General features: G+C 73.2%; 19 protein-coding genes and 1 pseudogene. 10 read left to right on the forward strand and 10 right to left on the reverse strand.

Features of this window, described 5'->3' with window-relative positions:
• Positions 1 to 86: 86 nt before the first annotated feature.
• From K304_RS31855 to K304_RS0121560, 4 genes are all read right to left on the reverse strand, one after another.
• The gene (locus K304_RS31855; RefSeq protein ID WP_158687403.1) at positions 87 to 692 is read right to left on the reverse strand and encodes a hypothetical protein; all 606 of its coding nucleotides are present in this window, start codon (positions 690 to 692) and stop codon (positions 87 to 89) included.
• Positions 689 to 1,792 (reverse strand): DUF6286 domain-containing protein, encoded by a 1,104-nt coding sequence (locus K304_RS30565; RefSeq protein WP_051308700.1) that lies wholly within the window; start codon positions 1,790 to 1,792, stop codon positions 689 to 691. The genes K304_RS31855 and K304_RS30565 overlap by 4 nt, the downstream gene beginning before the upstream one ends.
• Entirely contained in the window at positions 1,789 to 1,971 is a 183-nt protein-coding gene (locus tag K304_RS0121555) for a hypothetical protein (RefSeq protein WP_027765401.1), read from the reverse strand. Before K304_RS0121555 ends, K304_RS30565 begins: the two co-directional genes overlap by 4 nt.
• A gap of 152 nt (positions 1,972 to 2,123) precedes the next feature.
• On the reverse strand, positions 2,124 to 2,666 hold the full coding sequence (locus tag K304_RS0121560) for an Asp23/Gls24 family envelope stress response protein (RefSeq protein ID WP_027765402.1): 543 nt from the start codon (positions 2,664 to 2,666) through the stop codon (positions 2,124 to 2,126).
• Between the two features lie 248 nt (positions 2,667 to 2,914).
• On the opposite strand from K304_RS0121560, the gene K304_RS30570 reads away from it, so the two are divergent.
• From K304_RS30570 to K304_RS0121575, 3 genes are read left to right on the forward strand one after another with little or no spacing between them, the layout of a single operon-like run.
• The gene (locus K304_RS30570; protein WP_078529503.1) at positions 2,915 to 3,589 is read left to right on the forward strand and encodes an RNA polymerase sigma factor; all 675 of its coding nucleotides are present in this window, start codon (positions 2,915 to 2,917) and stop codon (positions 3,587 to 3,589) included.
• On the forward strand, positions 3,580 to 4,266 hold the full coding sequence (locus tag K304_RS30575; RefSeq protein ID WP_051308701.1) for a hypothetical protein: 687 nt from the start codon (positions 3,580 to 3,582) through the stop codon (positions 4,264 to 4,266). The genes K304_RS30570 and K304_RS30575 overlap by 10 nt, the downstream gene beginning before the upstream one ends.
• Positions 4,263 to 4,637 (forward strand): hypothetical protein, encoded by a 375-nt coding sequence (locus tag K304_RS0121575; RefSeq protein ID WP_027765403.1) that lies wholly within the window; start codon positions 4,263 to 4,265, stop codon positions 4,635 to 4,637. The genes K304_RS30575 and K304_RS0121575 overlap by 4 nt, the downstream gene beginning before the upstream one ends.
• 132 nt (positions 4,638 to 4,769) lie before the next feature.
• Here K304_RS0121575 and K304_RS0121580 read toward each other — a convergent pair whose 3' ends face one another.
• Positions 4,770 to 4,988, reverse strand: a complete 219-nt coding sequence (locus tag K304_RS0121580; RefSeq protein ID WP_027765404.1) for an EF-hand domain-containing protein — start codon at positions 4,986 to 4,988, stop codon at positions 4,770 to 4,772.
• Positions 4,989 to 5,181: 193 nt separating this feature from the next.
• On the opposite strand from K304_RS0121580, the gene K304_RS30580 reads away from it, so the two are divergent.
• Positions 5,182 to 7,251, forward strand: coding sequence for an elongation factor G (locus K304_RS30580; RefSeq protein WP_051308702.1), 2,070 nt, complete (start codon positions 5,182 to 5,184; stop codon positions 7,249 to 7,251).
• A 42-nt stretch (positions 7,252 to 7,293) separates the two neighbouring features.
• Complete coding sequence (metG, locus tag K304_RS0121590; protein WP_027765405.1) at positions 7,294 to 8,895, forward strand: methionine--tRNA ligase; 1,602 nt, start codon at positions 7,294 to 7,296, stop codon at positions 8,893 to 8,895.
• A gap of 157 nt (positions 8,896 to 9,052) precedes the next feature.
• Here metG and K304_RS0121595 read toward each other — a convergent pair whose 3' ends face one another.
• Positions 9,053 to 10,228, reverse strand: coding sequence for a hypothetical protein (locus tag K304_RS0121595; protein WP_486591767.1), 1,176 nt, complete (start codon positions 10,226 to 10,228; stop codon positions 9,053 to 9,055).
• Positions 10,229 to 10,454: 226 nt separating this feature from the next.
• Positions 10,455 to 12,233 (reverse strand): aspartate--tRNA ligase, encoded by a 1,779-nt coding sequence (gene aspS / locus K304_RS0121600; protein ID WP_027765407.1) that lies wholly within the window; start codon positions 12,231 to 12,233, stop codon positions 10,455 to 10,457.
• Positions 12,234 to 12,394: 161 nt separating this feature from the next.
• On the opposite strand from aspS, the gene K304_RS0121605 reads away from it, so the two are divergent.
• Positions 12,395 to 14,614 (forward strand): SpoIIE family protein phosphatase, encoded by a 2,220-nt coding sequence (locus tag K304_RS0121605; protein ID WP_027765408.1) that lies wholly within the window; start codon positions 12,395 to 12,397, stop codon positions 14,612 to 14,614.
• Between the two features lie 29 nt (positions 14,615 to 14,643).
• Here the strand turns inward: K304_RS0121605 and K304_RS0121610 are convergent, their stop codons facing one another.
• Positions 14,644 to 15,603, reverse strand: a complete 960-nt coding sequence (locus K304_RS0121610; RefSeq protein WP_027765409.1) for a pirin family protein — start codon at positions 15,601 to 15,603, stop codon at positions 14,644 to 14,646.
• Positions 15,604 to 15,749: 146 nt separating this feature from the next.
• Complete coding sequence (locus K304_RS0121615) at positions 15,750 to 16,289, reverse strand: SseB family protein (RefSeq protein WP_027765410.1); 540 nt, start codon at positions 16,287 to 16,289, stop codon at positions 15,750 to 15,752.
• A gap of 193 nt (positions 16,290 to 16,482) precedes the next feature.
• Between K304_RS0121615 and K304_RS0121620 the strand changes: the two genes are divergently transcribed.
• The 3 genes from K304_RS0121620 to K304_RS0121630 all read left to right on the forward strand — a co-directional run bounded on the left by K304_RS0121620 (position 16,483) and on the right by K304_RS0121630 (position 20,094).
• Positions 16,483 to 18,309: an acyl-CoA dehydrogenase gene (locus tag K304_RS0121620; protein WP_027765411.1), complete on the forward strand. Its 1,827-nt coding sequence runs from the start codon at positions 16,483 to 16,485 to the stop codon at positions 18,307 to 18,309.
• Positions 18,310 to 18,421: 112 nt separating this feature from the next.
• Positions 18,422 to 19,732: a M18 family aminopeptidase gene (locus tag K304_RS0121625; RefSeq protein WP_027765412.1), complete on the forward strand. Its 1,311-nt coding sequence runs from the start codon at positions 18,422 to 18,424 to the stop codon at positions 19,730 to 19,732.
• Between the two features lie 134 nt (positions 19,733 to 19,866).
• The gene (locus K304_RS0121630) at positions 19,867 to 20,094 is read left to right on the forward strand and encodes a membrane protein (protein ID WP_027765413.1); all 228 of its coding nucleotides are present in this window, start codon (positions 19,867 to 19,869) and stop codon (positions 20,092 to 20,094) included.
• A gap of 3 nt (positions 20,095 to 20,097) precedes the next feature.
• On the opposite strand, the gene K304_RS0121635 is transcribed toward K304_RS0121630, so the two are convergent.
• On the reverse strand, positions 20,098 to 21,954 hold the full coding sequence (locus K304_RS0121635; protein ID WP_027765414.1) for an NHL domain-containing thioredoxin family protein: 1,857 nt from the start codon (positions 21,952 to 21,954) through the stop codon (positions 20,098 to 20,100).
• Positions 21,955 to 22,057: 103 nt separating this feature from the next.
• Between K304_RS0121635 and K304_RS30585 the strand changes: the two are divergent.
• Positions 22,058 to 22,345 (forward strand): annotated as a pseudogene (locus tag K304_RS30585) (transposase family protein); the annotation flags it as partial.
• Between the last annotated feature and the right edge of the window lie 117 nt (positions 22,346 to 22,462).

Consider the following 22,462-nt stretch of genomic DNA (forward strand, 5'->3'; position numbering starts at 1 on the left):
TGTCGCCATGGTGGTCGGGGCGGTTGGTGAGTCCGCATGGCCACGTGAACTCACCCACCGCCCCGACCACCCACCGATCCCGCCGGTCATCGCATGCGGCGGGTGCGGTGGGAGGGGAGGCGGAGGCGGACCGCGCAGTCGAGGTGGGCGGCGCCGCTGCTCGTACGGAGGCCGTGGACGGCTCCCCCGGTGAGGCCGTGCAGGACCCGGTCGGGCTCGGCGTGTGGGGCGAGGATGAGGAGAATCCGGGCGCGGACCCGGCCGCGCCGCCCGCGTGCCAGGCGTACGCGGGCGCGGACCACTCCGGGCACCGCCTCGGCCTCCTCTGCGACGGCCGCGGCGAGCGCCCGGGTACGGGTGGCGGTTCCGTCGCCGGGCAGGGGGAGGGCGCGCGGGCTGCCCGGTCCGGCCTGGCCCCACAGCCACCACAGCGCCGCCACGAGCGCCACCGCGAGTGTCGCGACGAGGGCCGCCACCGCCCACCAGGCAGGGTCCCGCAAGGGGGCGAGGGCCGGGGCGACGGCGTCGACGGCGCCGTGCAGGTCGGGCGGCGGGAACGGAGGCGCCGTGCCGCGCTCCTCCAGGCCGACGACCGCGACCCACGCGCCCGCGACCGTGGCGAGGGCTCCCGTCACGGCCAGCAGCACACGGTTCACCGTCCCGCGGGTCCGGTCGGCCTCCATCCCGCTCATGGCGCGGCCTCCCCTTCGCCGTCGACGTCTCTGCCGCCCTCGCCCGCGGGCGCGGGGGCGCGGGTCTCACCAGCGTCCGCCGTTCCGGCGTCCACCGCTTCGGTCCTGTCGTCGACGGGCGGCCGGGACGCGTCGCCGTCGGTGTGCGGGGGATGCCAGGAGCGGGACGGGGTGACGCGCACCCGCAGCCGGGGTGGACGGGCGAGGCCCAGGGCGTCGCGGCGTGCCGTGAGCGCGTCGGTGAGGGCCGCGCGGGTGTCCGCCGGGTCGCCGAAGGCGACGGTGGCACGCACCCGTGCCCGCCTGCGCCCGGTACGGACGCGTGCGGAGGCGATTCCGGGCACCCCCATGGCCGTGTCCCGCAGCAGGAGGGCCACGGACGGGCGGTCCAGCACCGCCCGCACCTCGCCGTCGGGGGACACGAGCCGCAGCCGCCGCCGTGCGCCCGGGGTGAGGGCGAGCAGCAGCAGCCAGAGCCCGAGCACGGCGAGGGTGACGGCTCCCGAGAACGCGGCGGCGTCAAAGACGCGGGCCTCGGCGCCGCGCTCGGCGAGACGCCCGGCCAGGTCGGAGACCGGTGAGGCCGGGACACCGAGCGCGCCGACGGCAGCGAGGTACAGGCCGAGAAGGCAGCCGCCCGCTGTCGCTGCGGCGAGCAGCGCAGCGGGTGCGCCGCGCGGCGACCACGGCCGACCGGGCGCATGCTGCCGCGCCGGGCCGGCCGGGCGCGGGGCGCCGACCGCCTGGAAGGAGGTGACCCGCGGCTCCAGGCGCGAGCCGGAGGCGGGCGTCAGGCGGTCGACGAGTACATCGGCACGGGACACCGTGAGACCGGTCAGCTCCCGGGTGCGGTCGAGGACGTGGCGCTGCACGCGGCCGGTGACGGCTGCGGCGTCCACCGGGAAGGGGAGGGCGACCTCCACCGCGACGCGCGCCCGGCCGCCGTGCACGTGCGCCGAGGCGGCGCGTGCCGAGCCGCCGGGGCCGACGGCCTCACCGGCGGCGCGGCCGGCGATCCGGCGGACGGCCCGGTCGGCGACGGTGACGGCGCCCCGCTCCGCGGGCGGGGCGACGGCCCCGGCGGCTGCCGGGGCGCTCACCGTCGCCTGCTCCGGAGGTCGAGGACATCACCGAAGTCCAGCCGGCCCTCGATGGCCCGTCCGGCGAGGAACCCCACCGCTCCCAGCGCGGCCACCAGCAGGAACGCGCCGAATCCGCCGAACCAGCCGGCGAACCCGAGCGCCATGCCCACCAGCAGGCCCAAGGATGCCCTGCTCATGCTCTCCCCTTCTCTGCCGTCAATCGGCTGCACTGCCGTCGTCGGCTGCTCTGGCGTCATCGACCCGCGTGCGTCACGGGCGCCCGCCCAGGCCCCGGACCCCCGCCCGGGCGCCCCGCGCGCACGCGGGTCTGTCGGGCGGGCGTGCCGGATCACGCCACGCGCGACTCGGCCGGTGTCTCCTCGTCCTCCTCGTCGGGCAGGTGGACGTCGCCGATCGCGATGTTGACCTCGACGACCTCGAGTCCGGTCATCCGCTCGACGGCGGTGATGACGTTCTCCCGCACGTCGCGGGCGACGTCGCGGATGGGCACGCCGTACTCGACGACCAGGTCCAGGTCCAGTGCGGTCTGCCGCTCACCGACCTCGACCTTCACGCCGCGGGCCACGTTGGGCCGGCCACCCGGAACGCGGTCGCGTACCGCGCCGAGGGTGCGGGACAGGCCGCCGCCCATGTCGTACACGCCCGGAACCTCGCGCGCGGCCATCCCGGCGATCTTGACGACCACGACGTCCGCGACGGAGGTGCGGCCGCGGGTCCCCGCAGGCTCGTCCGGGCCGACGGCGCCCGCGCCGACGGTGGTCGTGGAACCGCCCGGGGAGCCGGCGGCGGCCGGGACGCGGCCGCGCTCACCGCCGTGCGCCTGGGTGTCGTCGCCGGCCGCGGTGGCCCCGGGATGCGTTTTCGTCGTCATGGGAACTCTCCTTCGCCGTTACGGGTTCAGCTGTCACCCGATCGCCGGGCCGCACGGGCGCTGCCCCCGATCCGGGCTCGCTGACAATGAGTTGGACACCGCCGGGGCCGGAAACGTCACGCGGGCTCCGGGGAAAGGCCGGGAGATGGGCCGGGAGAAGGCCGGTCGGGAGAAAACGCCGCCGGGGACGTGAGGACGACGCCGCCGGCGGGTCCAACGAAGGGGACGGCTGTGGAAGGAGCGGGTGCGTGGCCGAGGGAGCCGAACCGCAGGGGACGGCGCGCGCGGAGCGCGCGGCGGCTCGTACGGCCGACAGCGGCGTTCCCCGTCGCGGCGGGACCGGCCGTACGGCGGACGCCCGCGGGGCGGGCGTCGCGGCGGCACCGTCCGAGGACGCGCTCCTCGCGGCCCGTGCGGGCGAGGGCGACGAGCAGGCCTTCGAGACGCTGGTGCGGCGGCACACCCCGGTCCTGCTCTCCCTTGCGCACCGGCTGCTCGGCAGCCGCAGCGACGCGGAGGACGCCGTGCAGGACGCGTTCGTCAGCGCCTGGCGCCGGCTGCCGGAGTTCCGCGGCGACGCGGCGTTCCTCACCTGGATGTACCGCATCGTCACCAACCGCTGCCTGAACCAGCTGCGGTCCCGCAGGCCGACCGCCGACCTGGACTCCGTGCCGGAGCCGGTCGCGCCCGACCACCAGTCCTCGCCGTCCCGGGCCGCCGAGACGCAGGCCGCACTGCGCTCGCTGTCCCGGGTGCTGGCGGACCTGACGCCCGAGCAGCGCGCGTGCTGGGTGTTGCGGGAGCTGCACGGCCTGAGCTACGAGGAGATCGCGAAGGCTGTGGGCATCAGCCACCAGGCCGTACGGGGACGGATCTTCCGCGTGCGGCGCTACCTGACGGAGGCGATGAGCGCATGGCGTTGAGCGCCGACTCCGGGTCGAACCCGGACCCGGACGCCGGACCGGCGGAGGGCACCGAGCTGCTTCCCTGCGGCCGCACGCTCCAGGAGGTGTGGGACGCCTGGGACGAGGACCGGGCGACGGGCGACCCGCACTACGCGGCCTGCCCGCACTGCACGGCGGCGCTGCACGGGCTGCGGATGCTGGACGACTTCGTGCGCACCGCCCGCACCGCGGACGAGGAGGAGCGGCGGGCGGACGGCCGTGCCGACGGCGCACGGACCGCCGACGCGGTCACGGGGCGCGTGATGGACATCGTGCGGCGGGAGCTTCGCCCGGGCCGCAGCCTGCCGTTGGGGGAGCCCGACGAGGAGGCGTGGATCGTCGAGGCGGCGGCCGCGCGCGCGTTCCGCACGGCCGTGGACGGCCTGCGGGGCGTGCGTGCGGGCAGCTGCCGGATCGTCCCGGAGCCCGCAGAGCCGGTGGTACGGGTGCGGGTGGAGGTCGCGGCCGACCTGAGCCGCGGTTTCCCGGAGCTGGCGGACGCGGTGCGGGAGCGGATCGTGGCGGCGGCCCGGGACGTCGTCGGGCTGGAGGTGGCGGCGGTCGACGTCGCCGTGGTGGACGTCCTGGTGGACGGGGACTGGGAACGCGCCGCCGCCGACCTGCGCGGGCTGGCCGACGGGGAGGGCGAGCGGTGAGCGACCAGGACGTGACGGACCGGGTGACACGCGCCGCGGCACGGGCGGCCGAGGAGGCGCCGGGGGTGGCGTTCCTCCGCCCCGGGCTGGCCGAGCTGGTGCGCGGCACGGCGCTGCCCTACCTGAAGCGGACGACCGCCCCGGCGGCGGACGCCCCGCGCACCGGAGGCGTCCGGGCACGGCGGCAGGGCACGCAGGGCACGCAGAAATCAGCGTGGCGGCTGGAGCTCCACCTCGCCGTCCTGGACGGCCACCGGGCGCTGGACGTGACCCGCGCGGTGCGTACGGCGGTCGCCGACGCCGTACGCGGCGAGCTTGCGGCGGCGGACGCGGACGTCACCGTGGCGGTGACCGTCACCGACATCGCCTGACGCGGCCGGCCCACCCGGGTCGCACGTGCCCGTTCCCACGCCCGGGGTTGAGACGCGTTCCGCACGGACGAGGGGCCGACGGCGGAGCGTTCCGCCTGCCGGCCCCTCGTCCGGGTGAGGTCGTCGGCCGCGTCAGCGGGCGCCGGTGTGGATCTCCAGGAACTCGTCGAAGGACAGCTTGCCGTCGGCGTTGCCGTCCTTCTGGTTGATCACGGCCTGCGCCATGGACTCGGTGTAGTGCACGTCCCCCAGGTCCGCCATGGCCCGGTGGAACTCCTTGGCGGTGATGAACCCGTCGCCGTCGTGATCGAACTTGTCGAACGCCTTGCGCACCTCGGCTGCGTCGGCCATTCCTTCACCCTCCCCGCTCGGTATCGATGACGCGCTCACCCTACAGAAATCCCGTTGCCGCCCCTCCCGCGTCCTGCTCTACTCCACCGCACACGGCACGTGCCACCCGTCGAGCAGAAGGAGACCACCGTGCGGCGAGCGTCCATGTCCCTCCAGCAGGCCCACTCCGCCCTCACCAAGGACATGACGCCACGTGCCCACGCTCAACCTCGGAATCCTCGCCCATGTCGACGCCGGTAAGACCAGCCTGACCGAGCGGCTGCTGCACGCCGCCGGGGTCGTCGAGACGGTCGGCCGCGTCGACGACGGCAGCACCCGCACCGACTTCCTCGCGCTGGAACGGCAGCGCGGCATCACCATCCGCTCCGCCGTCGTCTCCTTCCGGCTCGCCGACGACCTGACCGTCAACCTGATCGACACCCCTGGCCACCCCGACTTCATCGCCGAGGTGGAGCGGGTGCTGCACGTGCTCGACGGCGCCGTACTGGTGGTCTCCGCCGTCGAGGGGGTGCAGGCGCAGACCCGGGTGCTGATGCGCACCCTGCGACGGCTGCGCCTGCCCACGCTGCTGTTCGTCAACAAGACCGACCGGCGCGGTGCCTCCCCGGACGGCACCCTCGACGGCATCGCCCGGCGGCTGGTGCGCACTGCCGTGCCGATGGGCGCGGTGCCCTCGGCCGGCAGCGCGGACGCCGGGTTCCTCCCGTACGGCCCGTCGGACGCGGCGTTCGGCGAGCGGCTGGCCGACGTACTCACCCGCCACGACGAGACGCTGCTGGCGGAGTACGTGGCCGCCGACGGACGGCTGCCGCACGACCGGCTGCGCGGTGCGCTGGCCGACCAGACCGGGCGGGCGCTGGTGCACCCGGTGTTCTTCGGCTCGGCCGTGACCGGCGCCGGTGTCGGCGCCCTGACCGAGGGCGTCCGCACCCTGCTGCCCGCCGCGCGGGGTGAGGCGGAGGGGCCGGTCTCCGGCTCGGTGTTCAAGGTCGGGCGCGGCCCGGGCGGCGAACGCCTCGCGTACGTGCGGATGGCCGCCGGCACGCTGCGGGTGCGCGACCGGGTGCCGTTCGGTGCCGCCGCGGACGGCACCGAGGAGCTGCCGGAGGGCAAGGTCACCGGCGTCGAGGTCTTCGAGGAGGGCGAGGCGGTCCCCCGGGACGCGGTCGCCGCCGGGCACATCGGCCGTGTGCGCGGCCTGGAGGGCGTACGGATCGGCGACGCGCTGGGCGTTCCGCCTCCCGGCACCGCCGAACGCCACTTCGCCCCTCCCACCCTGGAGACGGTCGTCGCGCCCGTCCGCCCGGGGGACCGGCGGGCGCTGCACGTCGCGCTGACGCAGCTCGCCGAGCAGGATCCGCTGATCGGCCTGCGGCACGACCCGCGTACCGGTCAGACGCACGTCTCGCTCTACGGCGAGGTGCAGAAGGAGGTACTGGAGGCGACCCTCGCCGACGAGCACGGCATCGCGGTGACCTTCCGCCGCACCACCACATTGTGCGTGGAGCGGGTCGCCGGATGCGGCGCGGCGCACGAGATCATCGACACCGGCCCCAACCCGTTCCTCGCCACGGTCGGGCTGCGCGTCGAACCGGCGCCGGTGGGCGCGGGGGTGCGCTTCCGGCTGGGCGTCGAACTCGGGTCCATGCCGTACGCGTTCTTCGCCGCGGTCGAGGAGACCGTGCGGGAGACCCTCGGCCAGGGCCTGTACGGCTGGCGCGTGCCGGACTGCACGGTCACCATGACGCACTCGGGCTACTGGCCGCGGCAGAGCCACGCGCACGCGGTCTTCGACAAGTCCATGTCGAGCACCGCGGGCGACTTCCGCAACCTCACGCCGCTGGTGCTGATGGACGCGCTGCGGCGGGCCGGGACGCGGGTGTGCGAGCCCGTGCACGGGTTCCGGCTGGAGGCGCCCGCGGACACGGCGGGGGCGGTGCTGTCGCTGCTGGCCCGCCTCGGCGGCGTGCCGCGCTCGACCCGCACCGGGGACGGGACGGCGGTGCTGGAGGGGGACGTGCCGGCGGCGCGGGTGGACACGCTGCAGCGGCGGCTGCCGACCCTCAGTCGCGGCGAGGGCGTGCTGGAGTCGTCCTTCGCCCGGTACGAGCCGGTGCGCGGCGCACCTCCGGCCCGGCCGCGCACGGACCACGATCCCCTGGACCGCAAGCAGTACCTGCTGCGGGTCGTGCGCCGGACCGGCACGGGGACGGCGGGCGCTCACGGGCCGGGCCCCGGGTCCACCGCCGGTCACGGAGGGTGAACGGTGCGAGGGGGACGGCGATGGGCCGTTAGGATTTCGCGCATGGCGGCCACTGGAACTGAGCAACAGGGGAAGGCGTACTACGTCACCACCCCCATCTACTACGTGAACGACGCTCCGCACCTGGGCCACGCCTACACGACCGTCGCAGGCGACGTGCTCACCCGCTGGCACCGCCAGCGGGGCGAGAAGGTGTGGTACCTCACCGGCACGGACGAGCACGGTCAGAAGATCATGCGCACCGCAGAGGCGAACGGCGTCAGTCCGCAGGACTGGTGCGACAAGCTCGTCGAGGAGGCGTGGAAGCCCCTCTGGGAGCACCTGGAGATCGCGCACGACGATTTCATCCGCACCACCGAGAAGCGGCACACCGACCGCGTGCGGGAGTTCGTCCAGGACCTGTACGACAAGGGCGAGATCTACCAGGGCGGCTACGAGGGCCCGTACTGCGTCGGCTGCGAGGAGTACAAGTCCTACGGTGAACTGCTGGACGGGGAGGGAGAGTTCGAAGGCCAGAAGCTCTGCCCCATCCACAAGAAGCCGGTGGAGATGCTGAAGGAGGAGAACTACTTCTTCAAGCTCTCCGAGTACGGCCCGAAGCTGCTGGAGCACTACGAGCAGAACCCGGGCTTCATCCAGCCCGAGTCCGCGCGCAACGAGGTCGTGAACTTCGTGCGGCAGGGGCTGGAGGACCTGTCCATCTCCCGGTCGACCTTCGACTGGGGCGTCAAGGTGCCGTGGGACGACAAGCACGTCATCTACGTGTGGATCGACGCCCTCCTCAACTACGCGACGGCGGTGGGCTACGGCTCCGACCAGGAGAAGTTCGAGGGCACCTTCCCGGCGAACGTGCACCTGGTCGGCAAGGACATCCTCCGCTTCCACGCGGTGATCTGGCCGGCCATGCTGATGGCGAACGGTCTGCCGCTGCCGCACAGGATCGCCGCCAACGGCTGGCTGATGGTCGGCGGCGAGAAGATGTCCAAGTCCAACCTGACCGGCATCTCCCCGCAGCAGCTCACCGAGCACTTCGGCGTCGACGCCTACCGCTGGTACTTCCTGCGCGCGATCTCCTTCGGCCACGACGGGTCGTTCTCCTGGGAGGACTTCTCCGCCCGCTACACCAGCGAACTCGCCAACGACTACGGCAACCTCGCCTCGCGGGTCGCGGCCATGGTCGGCAAGTACTTCGGCGGCGCGCTGCCGGAGGCGACCTCGGCGGGTGCGGACGAGCAGGCGATCCGCGAGGGCCTGGAGACGGCCGTCGCGGAGGCCGACCGGCGGATCGGCGACGAGCTGGACTTCGCGGGCGGCATCGCGGCCGTCTTCGACTTCGTCAAGCAGGTCAACGGCTACCTGACCGAGCAGGCGCCGTGGAAGGTCGCCAAGGACGACTCCGCCGAGGCCCAGGCCCGGCTGGCGACGATCCTCTACACCGCCGCCGAGTCGCTGCGCGCGTGCGCGGTGCTGCTGAACCCGGTGATGCCGGAGACCTCGCAGAAGCTGTGGGACTCGCTCGGCGCCGAGGCGTCGCTGGGCGCCCTCGCCGACCAGCGCGTGCAGGACGCCGGCCGCTGGGACCTGCTCCCCGCGGGCTCCACGGTCACCAAGGGCGCGGTGCTCTTCCCCCGCCTGGAGGACTGAGGCGCCGGCTGAGGGCACACGACGGCGGACGCGCCGCCCGTACGACGGCTGGGCCCGTACCACCCCCGCGGTGGTGCGGCCCAGCCGCTTCTCGTGGCCGGGCCACTCGCTGTCGACCGCAGGTCGACAGCCGCGACGTGACGCACCAGCCGTGCGGCTACGCGCAGTCGGGGACGCCCGGCAGCTTCTCCTCCGGCACGTCGACGAAGACGTTCGTCAGATGGCCGTCGTACTGCGGCAGGTAGGCCCACCAGTCGCTGGAGTGCGGCGGCACGTCGATCCGTTCGCCGCGGCGCTGGCAGCCGACCAGCACCTCCACGCCCGCGGGCAGCGTGGTGACCACCGCCGAGTCCGTGGTCGCCGCCGCGCGGACCCGTACGTCCGAGCCCCAGGTGGGGAACCACGCACCGGCCGGACGCACGGCCCCCGGGACGTCGAGGGAGTCGACCAGCCGGGTCAGCCGCGCGTACGCGGTGCCGTACGGCGTGCCGTCCTCGTGCAGCGTGAGCACGGCGACGACCGTGCGGTCGTCGGCGCCGACGGTGCCCGTGCTGTGCAGCGCCTCGCTGACCAGGTCGATGCCGCTCGCGTGCGACGCCTCGCGCTCGCGGGCGCGTTCGGCCTCCCGCTCGGCCGCCGTGCAGCCGCCGGAGTCGAACCCGGACCAGCCCTGCTTCAGCGACCAGGGCCTCTCGAAGGCGGACGCGACGCCGAAGTACTGGTCGTAGCCGTCGGCCGCGCAGCGGGTGGCCGCCCGCAGGTGCCCCAGGACGAGGTCCCGCACCGGCGCGGGGGCCTCGTCCAGCAGGTGGCGGTACACCCGCACGGTGTCCGCGGCCGTGATCGCCGTGTAGCCCCAGTAGCCGGGGTGCGAGGCGGGCGGCGGGGCGGTGCCGGTCAGGCCCAGGCGCGGCACCATGCGGTCGATGATCGCGCTGCCCCCGCGCGTGGACCAGTAGTGGCTGGCGGCGCCGTCGTGGCTGCTGCGCAGCATGCCCTCCAGGCGGGACCGCTCCGCTTCGGGGACGTCGTAGTCGGGCCCCCGGTCCCAGAGATAGTCCAGCGCCAGCATGATCTTCACGACGGAGGCGGAACGAAAGCGCAGGTCGGCGTTGTGGCGTTCGGTGAACGTGCCGGTCTCACGGTCGAAGACGGCGATGCCGGCCGTCACCCCGGGCGGGACGCCGGCGTCGCCACCGGCTGCCGCGGTCGCGTCGACGGGTGCGCGGCGGGGCGTGCCGGCGGCGCCGGGGGCGAGGGAGAGGGCGGCGGCGCAGGCGAGGGCCAGGGAGATCAGGACGCGCCCCTTCCGGTGTGGACGACGGGTGGGCATGCGGGACCAGCTCCTCGTGAGCAGGGCCCCGGTGGGCGGGCGGGGCTGGGGGACGTCGTCCCCATGCATGCCCCGGCCCTCCGGCGCGCACACCGTACCGGCCGGCCGGCTCGGCGTACCCGCGCACCGCCGTACGGCAGCACCGGGAACGCCTCAGGGCCGTGCCCCGCACGAGCGGGGCACGGCCCTGGGAGCGCGGCCGGGGAGAGACCCGGCGGGCGCGGAACTACTCCGCGGGGCGGGCCTGCGGGGGCTTGCGCACCGAGAGGTGCAGCTCCTTCAGGCGGGCCTCCTCGACCTCGCTCGGCGCGCCCATCAGGAGGTCCTGCGCGTTGCCGTTGAGCGGGAAGGCGATGGTCTCGCGGATGTTCGGCTCGTCGGCCAGCAGCATGACGATGCGGTCGATGCCGGGGGCGATGCCGCCGTGCGGCGGGGCGCCGAAGCGGAACGCCCGCAGCATGCCGCCGAACTCGCGCTCGACGTCGTCCTTGGAGTAGCCCGCGATGCCGAACGCCTCGAACATCACCTCGGGTTCGTGGTTCCGGATCGCGCCGGAGGACAGCTCGACTCCGTTGCAGACGATGTCGTACTGCCAGGCCAGCACATCCAGCGGGTCCTGGGTGCGCAGCGCCTCCAGGCCGCCCTGCGGCATCGAGAACGGGTTGTGGGAGAACTCGATCTCGCCGGTGTCCTCGTTCTTCTCGAACATCGGGAAGTCCACGATCCAGCAGAACCGGAAGGCGTTCTCTGTGAAGTTGCCGGTGCGGCGGGCGGCCTCGACGCGGACCGCGCCCATGATCTTGGAGACCTCGTCGAACTCCCCGGCGCCGAAGAAGACCGCCGTGCCGGGCTTGCCGTCGACGGCGGAGAGCAGGGCGGCGGTGTCGTCCTCGGTGAGGAACTTGGCGATCGGGCCGGTGAGCGTCGAGTCGTCGCCGACCCGCACCCAGGCCAGGCCCTTTGCGCCGTGCTCCTGCGCGAACTCGCCCATCTGGTCGAAGAACCTGCGGGTCTGGTCGGCGGTGTCCGGCACGGCCAGGGCGCGGACGTGCTTGTCGGCGAAGGCCTTGAAGCCGCTGCCGGCGAAGACGTGGCTGACGTCGACCAGTTCGAGGGAGGTGCGCAGATCCGGCTTGTCCGAGCCGTACTTGAGCATCGCCTCCCGGAACGGGATGCGCGGGAACGGCGAGGTGACGTGCCGGCCGTCGCCGAACTCCTCGAAGACGTCGGTCATCACCTTCTCGATGACCCGGAAGACGTCCTCCTGCTCGACGTAGGACATCTCCACGTCGAGCTGGTAGAACTCGCCCGGCGAACGGTCGGCCCGGGCGTCCTCGTCGCGGAAGCAGGGCGCGATCTGGAAGTACTTGTCGAAGCCCGCGATCATCAGCAGCTGCTTGAACTGCTGCGGTGCCTGCGGCAGCGCGTAGAACCGGCCGGCGTGCAGCCGGGAGGGCACCAGGAAGTCGCGGGCGCCCTCGGGCGAGGTGGCGGACAGGATGGGCGTCGCCATCTCGTTGAAGCCCAGGTCGGTCATCCGGCGGCGGATCGAGGAGATCACGGCCGAGCGCAGCATGATGTTGCGGTGCATGCGCTCGCGGCGCAGGTCGAGGAAGCGGTACTCCAGGCGCCGCTCCTCGTTGACGCCGTCGTCGGCGTTGATGGTGAACGGGATCTGCTCGGCCGCGCCGAGCACCTCCACCTCGGTGACCTCGACCTCGATCTCACCGGTCGGCAGCTCGGGGTTGACGTTCTCCTGGCCGCGGGCGGCGACGCCGCCGTCCACGCGGATGACGCTCTCCTTGGACAGCGAGCTCAGCCGCTCGACGACGTCGGTCCGCTCGGGCCGGACGACGAGCTGCACGATGCCGTGGTGGTCGCGCAGGTCGATGAAGAGGATGCCGCCCAGGTTCCGCCGATTGTGCAGCCAGCCGCTGAGGCGGACGTCGGAGCCGACGTCCGTGGCACGGAGCTCGCCGCAGGTGTGGGACCGGTACCGATGCATCATTCATCCAAGTCGTCGGGGCGTGGTGGCGTACGCCGGTGCACGCACGCTCGTCGCAGGGGTTCCCGCCGGGATTTCTGGCTGAGGGAAACGCCTCTCAGGTTACCGCGCCCCGAGTGGCTCACTCGCACGCTTTTCACGGATCTGCATAAAGTAGGGCAATGCGCACGGAGGACGTACTCACGGCCGTGGGCACCGGCGTCTGGCGGTGGGAGGGCGGCTCCCAGACCGTCACCCTGGACGCACGGGCCGCGCGGCTCCTCGGTCTCCCCTCCCCGCCCTCCAGCAGCGGCACCGTCACCCTCGGCGCGGCGGCCGTGCGGGGGCGGGTGCACGCCGTCGACTTCGTCCGCCTCCAGGGGATGGCGACGCTCGCCCTCACCGAGGGGCGGCTGGCGGAGGGCGTCCTGCGCGTCGTCTGCCCCGCCGGGACCGTGCTGCGGTCCGTACGCGTGCGGCTGCGGCCCGTCGGCGTCCAGACCGCGGACCAGCCGGCCGGGCGGCCCGGCGTCATCCCGCCGGGCGAGGCCGGGATTCCCGGGGCGCTCCAGGTGATCGGCACCATCAGCGAGGTCGCTCCGGTGCCGGAGGGCTCCGACGCGCCGTCCGAGCCGGACGGGGAGATCGACGGCCGGGCGCTCGAGGTCGTCGGGGAGTGGAAACGTTCCCGGGAGGCGTTCCTGCTGGACGCCGGACGGGCACTGGCCGAGGCCCGTTCGACCAGCGAGGTGCTGCGCGTCGCGGCCGCCCTGTCCATGCCCGGCTTCACCCCCGACGGACTGGGCGTCTTCGGCGTGGAGGGCGACCGGCTCTCGGTGATCGGCCACCACGGGCAGTCGCCCGGCGACGAGGGGCCCTTCCTGGACATGCCCCTGGACACCGACTACCCCGCCGCCGAGGTGGTGCGCACCGGCCGGGCCATCTACCTGCCCAGTCCGGACGCCTACCGCAGCCGCTTCCCCACCACCTGGCCGCTCGCCGAGCCGTTCGGCCGTGCGTCGTGGGCGTTCCTGCCGCTGATCGTCGGCGGGCGGACGATCGGCGCGTGGATGGCCGGCTTCGCCGAGCCGGTCGCCTTCACCCCCGACGAGCGGTCGGTGCTCAGCACCGTCGCCCGGATGCTCGCGCAGGCGCTGTCGCGGGCGTACGTGCAGGACAGCGAACGCGAGCTCGCCGACGACCTCCAGCGCATGATGCGTCCCACCGACCGTCCGGCGGTGGAGGGCCTCCGGCTCGCGGCGCGCTACGTGCCCACCGGCGGCGGCCTCCAGGTGGGTGGCGACTGGTACGACGTGATCAGCCTGCCGTCCGGGCGGACGGCGGTGGTCGTCGGCGACGTGCAGGGCCACGACGTGCGGGCCGCGGGGATCATGGCGCAGCTGCGGATCGCGCTGCGGGCGTACGCCGCCGAGGGCCACCACCCGGACGGGGTGCTCTCCCGCGCCTCGCGCTTCCTGAGCGGGCTGAACCGGGCCTCCGCCGGGACACCGGGAACGGTGGCGGACGAACGCTTCGCCACCTGTCTCTACCTGGAGATCGACCCCCGCACCGGCACCGTCGACGTGGCCCGCGCCGGCCACCTCGACCCGGCGATCCGGCTCCCCGACTCGGCGATGCTGGTACGGCAGACCGCCAGCGGCATCCCGCTCGGCATCACGGCCGACCCGGACTACCCCACCACCCGCCTCGTCCTCCAGCCCGGCGAGACGATGCTGCTGTGCACGGACGGGCTCATCGAGACCGGCGGCCACGACATCGAGAGCGGCTGGGAACGGCTGCGGCAGGTCGTCGCCGGGCACCCGCTGCCCGAGCAGGGCCTCGAAGGGCTGGCCGACGCCGTGGTGAACGCGGTGCACGGGCCGCCCTCGCACCACACCACGGGGCCGCTGGCGGACCGGCGCGACGACGACATCGCGCTCGTGCTGCTGTGCCGCGAGGGGGACCCGCTCGGGCCCGGGGGGACGGTCGCCGCGCCGCCGGCCCGGCGCAGCGTCCTGACCGTCGCGCAGGCCGAGCCCGCGCGCATCGCCGACGCACGGCACCAGCTCGGCGGGCTGCTGCACGACTGGAAGGACGGCGACCAGGCGGACGGCGCCGTGCTGATGCTCTCCGAGATGCTCACGAACGTCCTGGTGCACACCGACGGCGACGCGCTGATGGTGGCCGAGATCAGCGGGGACCCCGGGACGCGGCTGCTGCGGGTCGACGTCACCGACTCCAGCGACGAGCTGCCGCACCGCCGCAGCCCCGGCGAGCTGGCCTCCTCCGGACGCGGCCTGCTGCTGCTGGACACACTGGCCGACGCGTGGGGCGTGGAGCCGCGCGGCGACGGCAAGTGCACCTGGTTCGAGCTCCGCGAGGCGGGCACCGTCCACGGCTGACCCGCCGGGGCCGCACCGCGCGGGCGAGGTCAGTCGCGTGCGGCCGGGACGCGGCCGAGGCGGCCGGCCCGGAAGTCGTCGAAGGCCTGGGCCAGCTCCGCGTGGCTGTTCATGACGAACGGTCCGTAGTGCGCCATCGGCTCCCGCAGCGGCTGCCCGCCGAGGAGGATCACCTCCAGCGAGGGGGTGTGGGCGTCCTGGGAGGTGTCGGCGCGCAGCGTGAGCGCGTCGCCGGCGCCGAAGACGGCCGTCTGCCCCAGGTGCAGCGGGCGCCGGTCGGCGCCCACCGAGCCGCGGCCGGCCAGCACGTAGGCGAGGGCGTTGTAGTCGCGGCGCCACGGCAGGGTGACCTCGGCGCCGGGCGAGACGGTCGCGTGCACGAGGGTGATCGGCGTGTGCGTGACGCCGGGGCCGGTGTGGCCGTCCAGCTCGCCCGCGATGAGCCGGAGCAGCGCGCCGCCGTCGGGGCTGGTCAGCAGCTTGACGTTGCCGCCGCCGATGTCCTGGTAGCGCGGGGTGGTCATCTTGTCCCGGGCGGGCAGGTTGACCCAGAGCTGGATGCCGTGGAAGAGACCGCCGGTCATCACCAGCTCCTCCGGCGGGGCCTCGATGTGCAGCAGGCCCGATCCGGCGGTCATCCACTGGGTGTCGCCGCCGTCTATCGTGCCGCCGCCGCCCTCTGAGTCCTGGTGCACAAACGTTCCGTCGATGAGGTACGTGACGGTCTCGAAGCCGCGGTGGGGATGCCAGGGGGTGCCCTTCGGCTCACCGGGCGCGTAGTCCACCTCGCCCATCTGGTCCATCATGATGAACGGGTCGAGGTGCCGGTAGTCGAGGCCCGCGAAGGCGCGGCGGACGGGGAAACCCTCGCCCTCGAACCCGGTGGGGGCGGTGCTCACGGCCAGGACGGCGCGCCGTGCCGCGTCCTCGGCCGCCGGGGCGGTCACCCGGGGCAGCGTGAGCGGGTTCTCTACGGTGATCGCGGGCATGACGGGTGCCTCCTCCGGCTCACGGCCAATATAGTTGAAGATTAAAGCACTCGCCACGGCTTCCGTATTCCCGCAGGCCCCGGAAGGGCCGGTGGGCGGTGCGCGACGCGGGCCGGCCGTACATGCCGGCCGGCCGTACATGCGGGTCAGCCGTACATGTGGCGCATCGCGTAGTCGACCATCTCCTCGACCGCCTTGGCGTCGAAGACCACCCGGTGCTCGCCCTCCATGTCGAGGACGAAGCCGTAGCCGGAGGGGAGCAGGTCGAGCACCTCGGCGCCAGTGATCACGAAGTACCGCGACTCCTTGCCGGCGTACCGGCGCAGCTCCTTGAGCGTGGTGAACATCGGGATGACCGGCTGCTGGGTGTTGTGCAGCGCCAGGAAGCCCGGGGTCTCGCCGCGCGGGCAGTAGACCTTGGAGGTGGAGAGGATCGACTGGAACTCCTCGGCGGACATCGACCCCGTGGTGAAGGCCCGCACCGCCTCGCCCAGCGAGGGCGGGGACGGCTCGGGGTAGAGCGGCTGCTGACCGTAGGGCGGCGGCGGTTCCGGTTCCGCGTAGCCCTGATGCGCCTGGTGGGCATGGGAGGACTGATGGGTCTGCTGGTGACCCTGGTACCCGTACTGCTGCCCACCGTGCGGGTGTCCGTGGCCCGCGGACGCGGTCTGGTCGTAGCCGTACATGCCCGAAAGGGTAACGAGTCGGTCCACCCGGCGTGCGCGCGCGGGAGATTCCCGGCCACGGCGGGTCCCGGAACCGCCCGGCGAGGGAGGAACGGGTCACAGTGGGACTCCGGGGGTTGCCTTAAATTACCCATGGGTAGCATCATCGAGACTACTGATCGGTACGAACGAGACTTCTTACGGAGCCGTCGCCATGGGGCACTACAAGTCGAATCTCCGCGACATCGAGTTCAACCTCTTCGAGGTCCTCGGCCGCGACTCGGTGTACGGCACCGGACCGTTCGCCGACATGGACGTCGAGACCGCCAAGAGCGTGCTCGCCGAGATCGCGCGGCTGTCCGAGAACGAACTCGCCGCCTCCTACGAGGAGGGCGACCGCAACCCGCCCGTCTTCGACCCGGACACCAACACCGCGCCGGTCCCGGCGTCGTTCAGGAAGAGCTACCAGGCGTTCATGGACGCGGAGTGGTGGCGCCTGGGCGTCCCCGAGGAGATCGGCGGCACCACCGCACCGCGCTCGCTGCTCTGGGGCTTCGCCGAGACCATCCTCGGCGCGAACCCGGCCGTCTGGATGTACGCCTCCGGCCCGGCGTTCGCGGGCGTGGTGCAGGAGGAGGGCACCGAGGAGCAGCACAAGATCGCCCAGCTGATGGCCGACAGGCAGTGGGGCGCCACCATGGTGCTCACCGAGCCGGACGCCGGATCGGACGTCGGCGCCGGCCGCGCCAAGGCCGTGCAGCAGGACGACGGCACCTGGCACATCACCGGCGTGAAGCGCTTCATCACCTCCGGTGAGCACGACATGTCCGAGAACATCGTGCACCTCGTCCTGGCCCGCCCCGAGGGCCACGGCCCCGGCACCAAGGGCCTGAGCCTGTTCGTCGTGCCGAAGTACGACTTCGACTGGGACACCGGCGAGCTCGGCGAGCGCAACGGCGTCTACGCCACCAACGTCGAGCACAAGATGGGTCTCAAGGTGTCCAACACCTGCGAGATGACCTTCGGCGCCAACCAGCCCGCCAAGGGCTGGCTGCTGGGCGAGAAGCACGACGGCATCCGCCAGATGTTCAAGATCATCGAGTTCGCGCGGATGATGGTCGGCACGAAGGCCATCGCCACCCTCTCCACCGGCTACCTGAACGCCCTGGAGTACGCGAAGGAGCGGGTGCAGGGCGCCGACCTCGCCCAGTTCACCGACAAGACCGCGCCGCGCGTCACCATCACGCACCACCCCGACGTGCGCCGCTCGCTCATGACGCAGAAGGCGTACGCCGAGGGCATGCGCGCCCTCGTCCTCTACACCGCCTCCGTGCAGGACGAGATCATCCTCAAGGAGCACGCGGGCGAGGACGCGGGCGCCGCGCACCGGCTCAACGACCTGCTGCTGCCCATCGTGAAGGGCTACGGCTCGGAGAAGTCCTACGAGCAGCTCGCCCAGTCGCTGCAGACCCTGGGCGGCTCCGGGTACCTCCAGGAGTATCCGGTCGAGCAGTACATCCGGGACGCCAAGATCGACACCCTGTACGAGGGCACCACGGCGATCCAGGGCCAGGACTTCTTCTTCCGCAAGATCGTCCGCGACCAGGGCCAGGCGCTCACTGCACTGTCGGAGGAGATCAAGAAGTTCCTCGCCGAGGCCGCCGGGGGCGAGGAGCTGGCCGACGCCCGCGACCAGCTGTCCCGGGCCGCCGTCGACCTGGAGGCCATCGTCGGCACCATGCTGACCGACCTGGCCGCCACCGAGAAGGACGTCAAGGAGATCTACAAGGTCGGGCTGAACACCACCCGCTTCCTGCTGGCCTCCGGCGACGTCGTCATCGGCTACCTGCTGCTGCGCGGTGCGGCCGTCGCACAGGACAAGCTGACCGACGCCTCGGCCAAGGACCGGCCGTTCTACCAGGGCAAGATCGCCGCGGCGAAGTTCTTCGCCGCCAACGTGCTGCCCGGCCTGGCCGTGCAGCGCTCGCTCGCCGAGTCCGTCGACCTGTCGGTCATGGACCTCGACGAGTCGGCGTTCTGAGTCCCCGGCGAGGCGGCCTCCGGGCCGTCCGCCGCTGAGGAACCGCGTCGCCGAGGCGTCCCGCTCCCGGTCGGGGGGAGCGGGACGCCTCGGCGTTCGTATGCTGAGCGGCATGAGCAACGCGCCCCGCACCAGCCACCCGAACCGCCGCTTCGACAGCGGCCACACCGACGACCTGACGGCCTTCCTCGCGCAGTCGCCCACCCCGTACCACGCCGTGGCCTCCGCGGCGCGGATGCTGGAGAAGGCCGGCTTCCGCCAGGTCGAGGAGACCGCCGCCTGGGACGGCGAGGCGGGCGGCCGCTACGTGCTGCGCGGCGGCGCGATCATCGCCTGGTACGTGCCGGAGGGCGCGAGCCCGGCCACCCCGTACCGCATCGTGGGCGCGCACACCGACTCCCCCAACCTGCGGGTCAAGCCGCTGCCCGACACCGGCGCGAACGGCTGGCGCCAGGTCGCCGTCGAGATCTACGGCGGCACGCTGCTCAACACCTGGCTCGACCGCGACCTGGGCATCGCCGGCCGGCTGACCCTGCGCGACGGCTCCACCCGCCTGGTGAACGTCGACCGGCCCCTGCTGCGCGTCCCGCAGCTCGCCATCCACCTCGACCGGCAGGTCAACGAGGGCCTCAAGCTCGACAAGCAGCGCCACATGACCCCGGTCTGGGGCCTGGGGACGCCCCGGGAGGGCGACCTCATGGCCTTCCTCGCCGACGAGGCCGGCCTGACCGCCGCGGACGTCACCGGCTGGGACCTGATGGTGCACAGCGTCGAGGCCCCCGCCTACCTCGGGGCCGACCGCGAACTCCTCGCCGGTCCCCGGATGGACAACCTGCTGTCCGTGCACGCGGGCGCGGCGGCGCTCGCCGCGGTCGCCGCCGAGGGCGGCCTGCAGCACATCCCGGTGCTCGCGGCGTTCGACCACGAGGAGAACGGCAGCCAGTCCGACACCGGCGCCGACGGGCCGCTGCTCGGCAGCGTGCTGGAGCGTTCGGTCTTCGCGCGCGGCGGCACGTACGAGGACCGGGCACGCGCCTACGCGGGCACGGTGTGCCTCTCCTCCGACACCGGCCACGCCGTGCACCCCAACTACGTGGAGCGGCACGAGCCGGGGCACCACCCGATGCCCAACGGCGGGCCCATCCTGAAGGTCAACGTCAACCAGCGGTACGCCACGGACGGCACCGGCCGCGCGGTGTTCGCCGCCGCGTGCGAACGGGCCGGGGTGCCGTGGCAGACGTTCGTGTCCAACAACGCGATGCCGTGCGGGACGACGATCGGTCCGATCACGGCGGCGCGGCACGGGATCGCGACGGTCGACATCGGCGTGGCGATCCTGTCCATGCACAGCGCGCGCGAGCTGTGCGGGTCCGAGGACCCGCACCTGCTCGCCTCGGCGGTCGCCGCGTTCCTCGCGGAGTAGACGCCTGCGGGCGCAGCGCCAGGGCGTGCGCGCGGGGCCGAACCGCGCGGCGGGCGACCCGTGTTGATTGCATGTCACCGAGGCGGGTACCCGAGGGGACACCTCGGCACCGACTGCAGAACGGAGGAGCACTCATGGGCATCGTCGTGTGCATCGTCATGCTGGCAGTGGGCGCCATCCTGACCCTGGCCGTCGACTGGGACCTCCAGGGCGTCAACGTGGACGTCGTCGGCATCGTCCTCATGGCCGTCGGCCTGCTCGGCCTCTCGGTCTACGTGAGCATCTTCAAGCGCCGCAAGACGCAGCCGCCCTCGCCGGCGGCACCCGTGTCGGTGGAGGACAACCGGCACCACTGGGAGTGACGTTCACGCCCCGGCCCCGCCCTGCGGGTCCAGGCCGGCCAGCACCAGCGGGAGGCGGGACGTCCCCGCGTCCGTGACGCGGACCGGGACGCCCCAGTCCTGCTGGTGCACGTGGCAGGCGGGGTAGGGGTTCGCCGGGTCGTCGTCGCAGGACGCGGCCGTCGCGGAGACGTGCAGCACGCCCTCGACGACGCCGTCCGCGAGCAGCAGTTCGCGGGTCAGCGCGGTGTCCGTTCCCCCGCCCCCGGCGAGGAGTTCCGGCGGCGTCGCGCCGACCTGGAGGCGTGTCGAGGGGCCGTAGCGCTCGTCCAGCTTCTGCCCGGCGGGGGCCTGGAAGACCACGTCGAGCCGCAGCTTCCCCGGTGCCACCTCGGTCGCCGTGCGCTGCGTGCGGTGGGCCACGGCGTCGACCCGTACGGCCTCCTCCGGCAGCCGGAGCCGCGTGAGCCGGTGGCGCGCGGACTCCACGACGACGATGTCGTCGTCCGCCAGGACGGCGCCGGACGGCTCGCGCAGATCGGTGGCCAGGGTGGTGACCGCGCCCGTCGCGGGGTCGTAGCGGCGCAGCGCGTGGTTGTAGGTGTCGGCCACCGCCACCGAACCGTCCGCGAGCGCGGTGACGCCCAACGGGTGCTGGAGCAGGGCCTGTCCGGCGTCGCCGTCGCGGTGCCCGAAGTCGAACAGGCCGGTGCCGACGGCCGTACGGACGACCAGGTCGCCGTCCTCGTCGCGGGTCAACCAGCGCACGGCGGAGGTCTCGGAGTCCGCGACCCAGAGGCGTCCGCCGGCGGCGGACAGGCCGGAGGGCTGCGCGAACCACGCCTCCCGGGCCGGGCCGTCGACCAGGCCCTCGTTGGTGGTGCCGGCGGCCACCGCGACGGTGCCCTCCGCCGGGTCGTACGTCCACAACTGGTGGACACCCGCCATCGCGATCCACACCCGGTCCTCGAACCAGGCCAGGTCCCACGGCGAGGAGAGCGCCACCTCGCGGGCGGCGCCGTCGGTCGGGGAGCCCTGCCACCACTGCTTCCCGGTCCCGGCGACCGTCGCGACCTCGCCCGTGGCGGGGTCGTAGGTGCGCAGCGCGTGGTTGACCGTGTCGGCGACGAGGAGCAGGCCGTCCGGTCCGTCCCCGCCGGCCGAGGGGAGGACGAGGAGGCCCTGCGGCTCGCTGAACCGTGCCGTCTCCGCCGGCCCGTCGGCCAGACCCCGCTCGCCGCTGCCGATCCGACGGACGACGGTCTCGCCGTCGGCGTCCAGCTCGACGAGCTGGTGGCGGGTCGTGTCGGAGACGAGGAAGTGCCCGCTGCCGGGCAGCCGTACCGCCTTGCCGGGGAAGCGTAGGTCGGTGGGCTCGGGCTCCGGCGGCACGTACGGGCCCTCGCCCCGGCGCAGGGTGCCCTTCGCGGCGTGTTCCGCCTCCAGCTCGCTCACCAGCGTCTCCAGCGCGTGCGCGTGCCCCTCGCCCGCGTGCTGGGCGACGACGTACCCCTCGGGGTCGATGACGACCAGCGTCGGCCAGGCGCGCACGGCGTACTGCTTCCAGGTGGCGAGCTCCGGGTCGTCCAGCACGGGGTGGTGCACCCCGTACCGCTCGACGGCGTCCACGACGGCCTGGTACTCGGCCTCGTGCACGAACTTCGGCGAGTGGACGCCGACGATCACCAGGGTGTCGGCGTGCCGCTCCTCCAGCTCCCGCAGCTCGTCCAGCACGTGCAGGCAGTTGATGCAGCAGAACGTCCAGAAGTCCAGGACACAGCACTTACCACGCAAGTCCGCAAGAGACAGGGACTTGCCGCCGGTGTTGATCCATCCCCGTCCTTGCAGCTCAGGGGCGCGCACGCGTGGTCGTCGGCTCATGCGTCCAGCCTCTCAGACCGCGAACGACCCTTGGCCCGGCAACCGTGCGAAGACGCCCCTCACTGCGAAGCTGCACGATGGCTTCTGTGCGCTGCTCAGCACCCACGTCATCATCGACGCACTGAACGGGGTCGACGTGCCGTGCTGGGCCGACAAGGCGTACCGAGGTGCCGGTGGCACCATACGCGTGCCCTAGAAGAGCCGCTGGGCGACGCTGTCCGCAGGTCAGCAAGCCGTGGACCGCTCACACGCGAAGATCCGCGCACTCGTCGAGCAGGCCATGGCCACCCTCAAGAACTGGCGCCTCCTCCGCAAGCTGCGATGCTCCACCACCCGCATCACCAGCCTCGTCCGGGCCGTCCTCACCCTGGACCTGACCTGCGCAAACTGAGGTTGGCAAACGCCCCGTAGCCGCTGTTGATGTACAGTCAAGTCCCGCGCAGGGGATACACGCCAATGCGACCTTCACTCAATTCACCTCGTGCTGCACACGCATGCCCGAGATTCC

This window comes from Streptomyces sp. CNS606 (assembly GCF_000426325.1).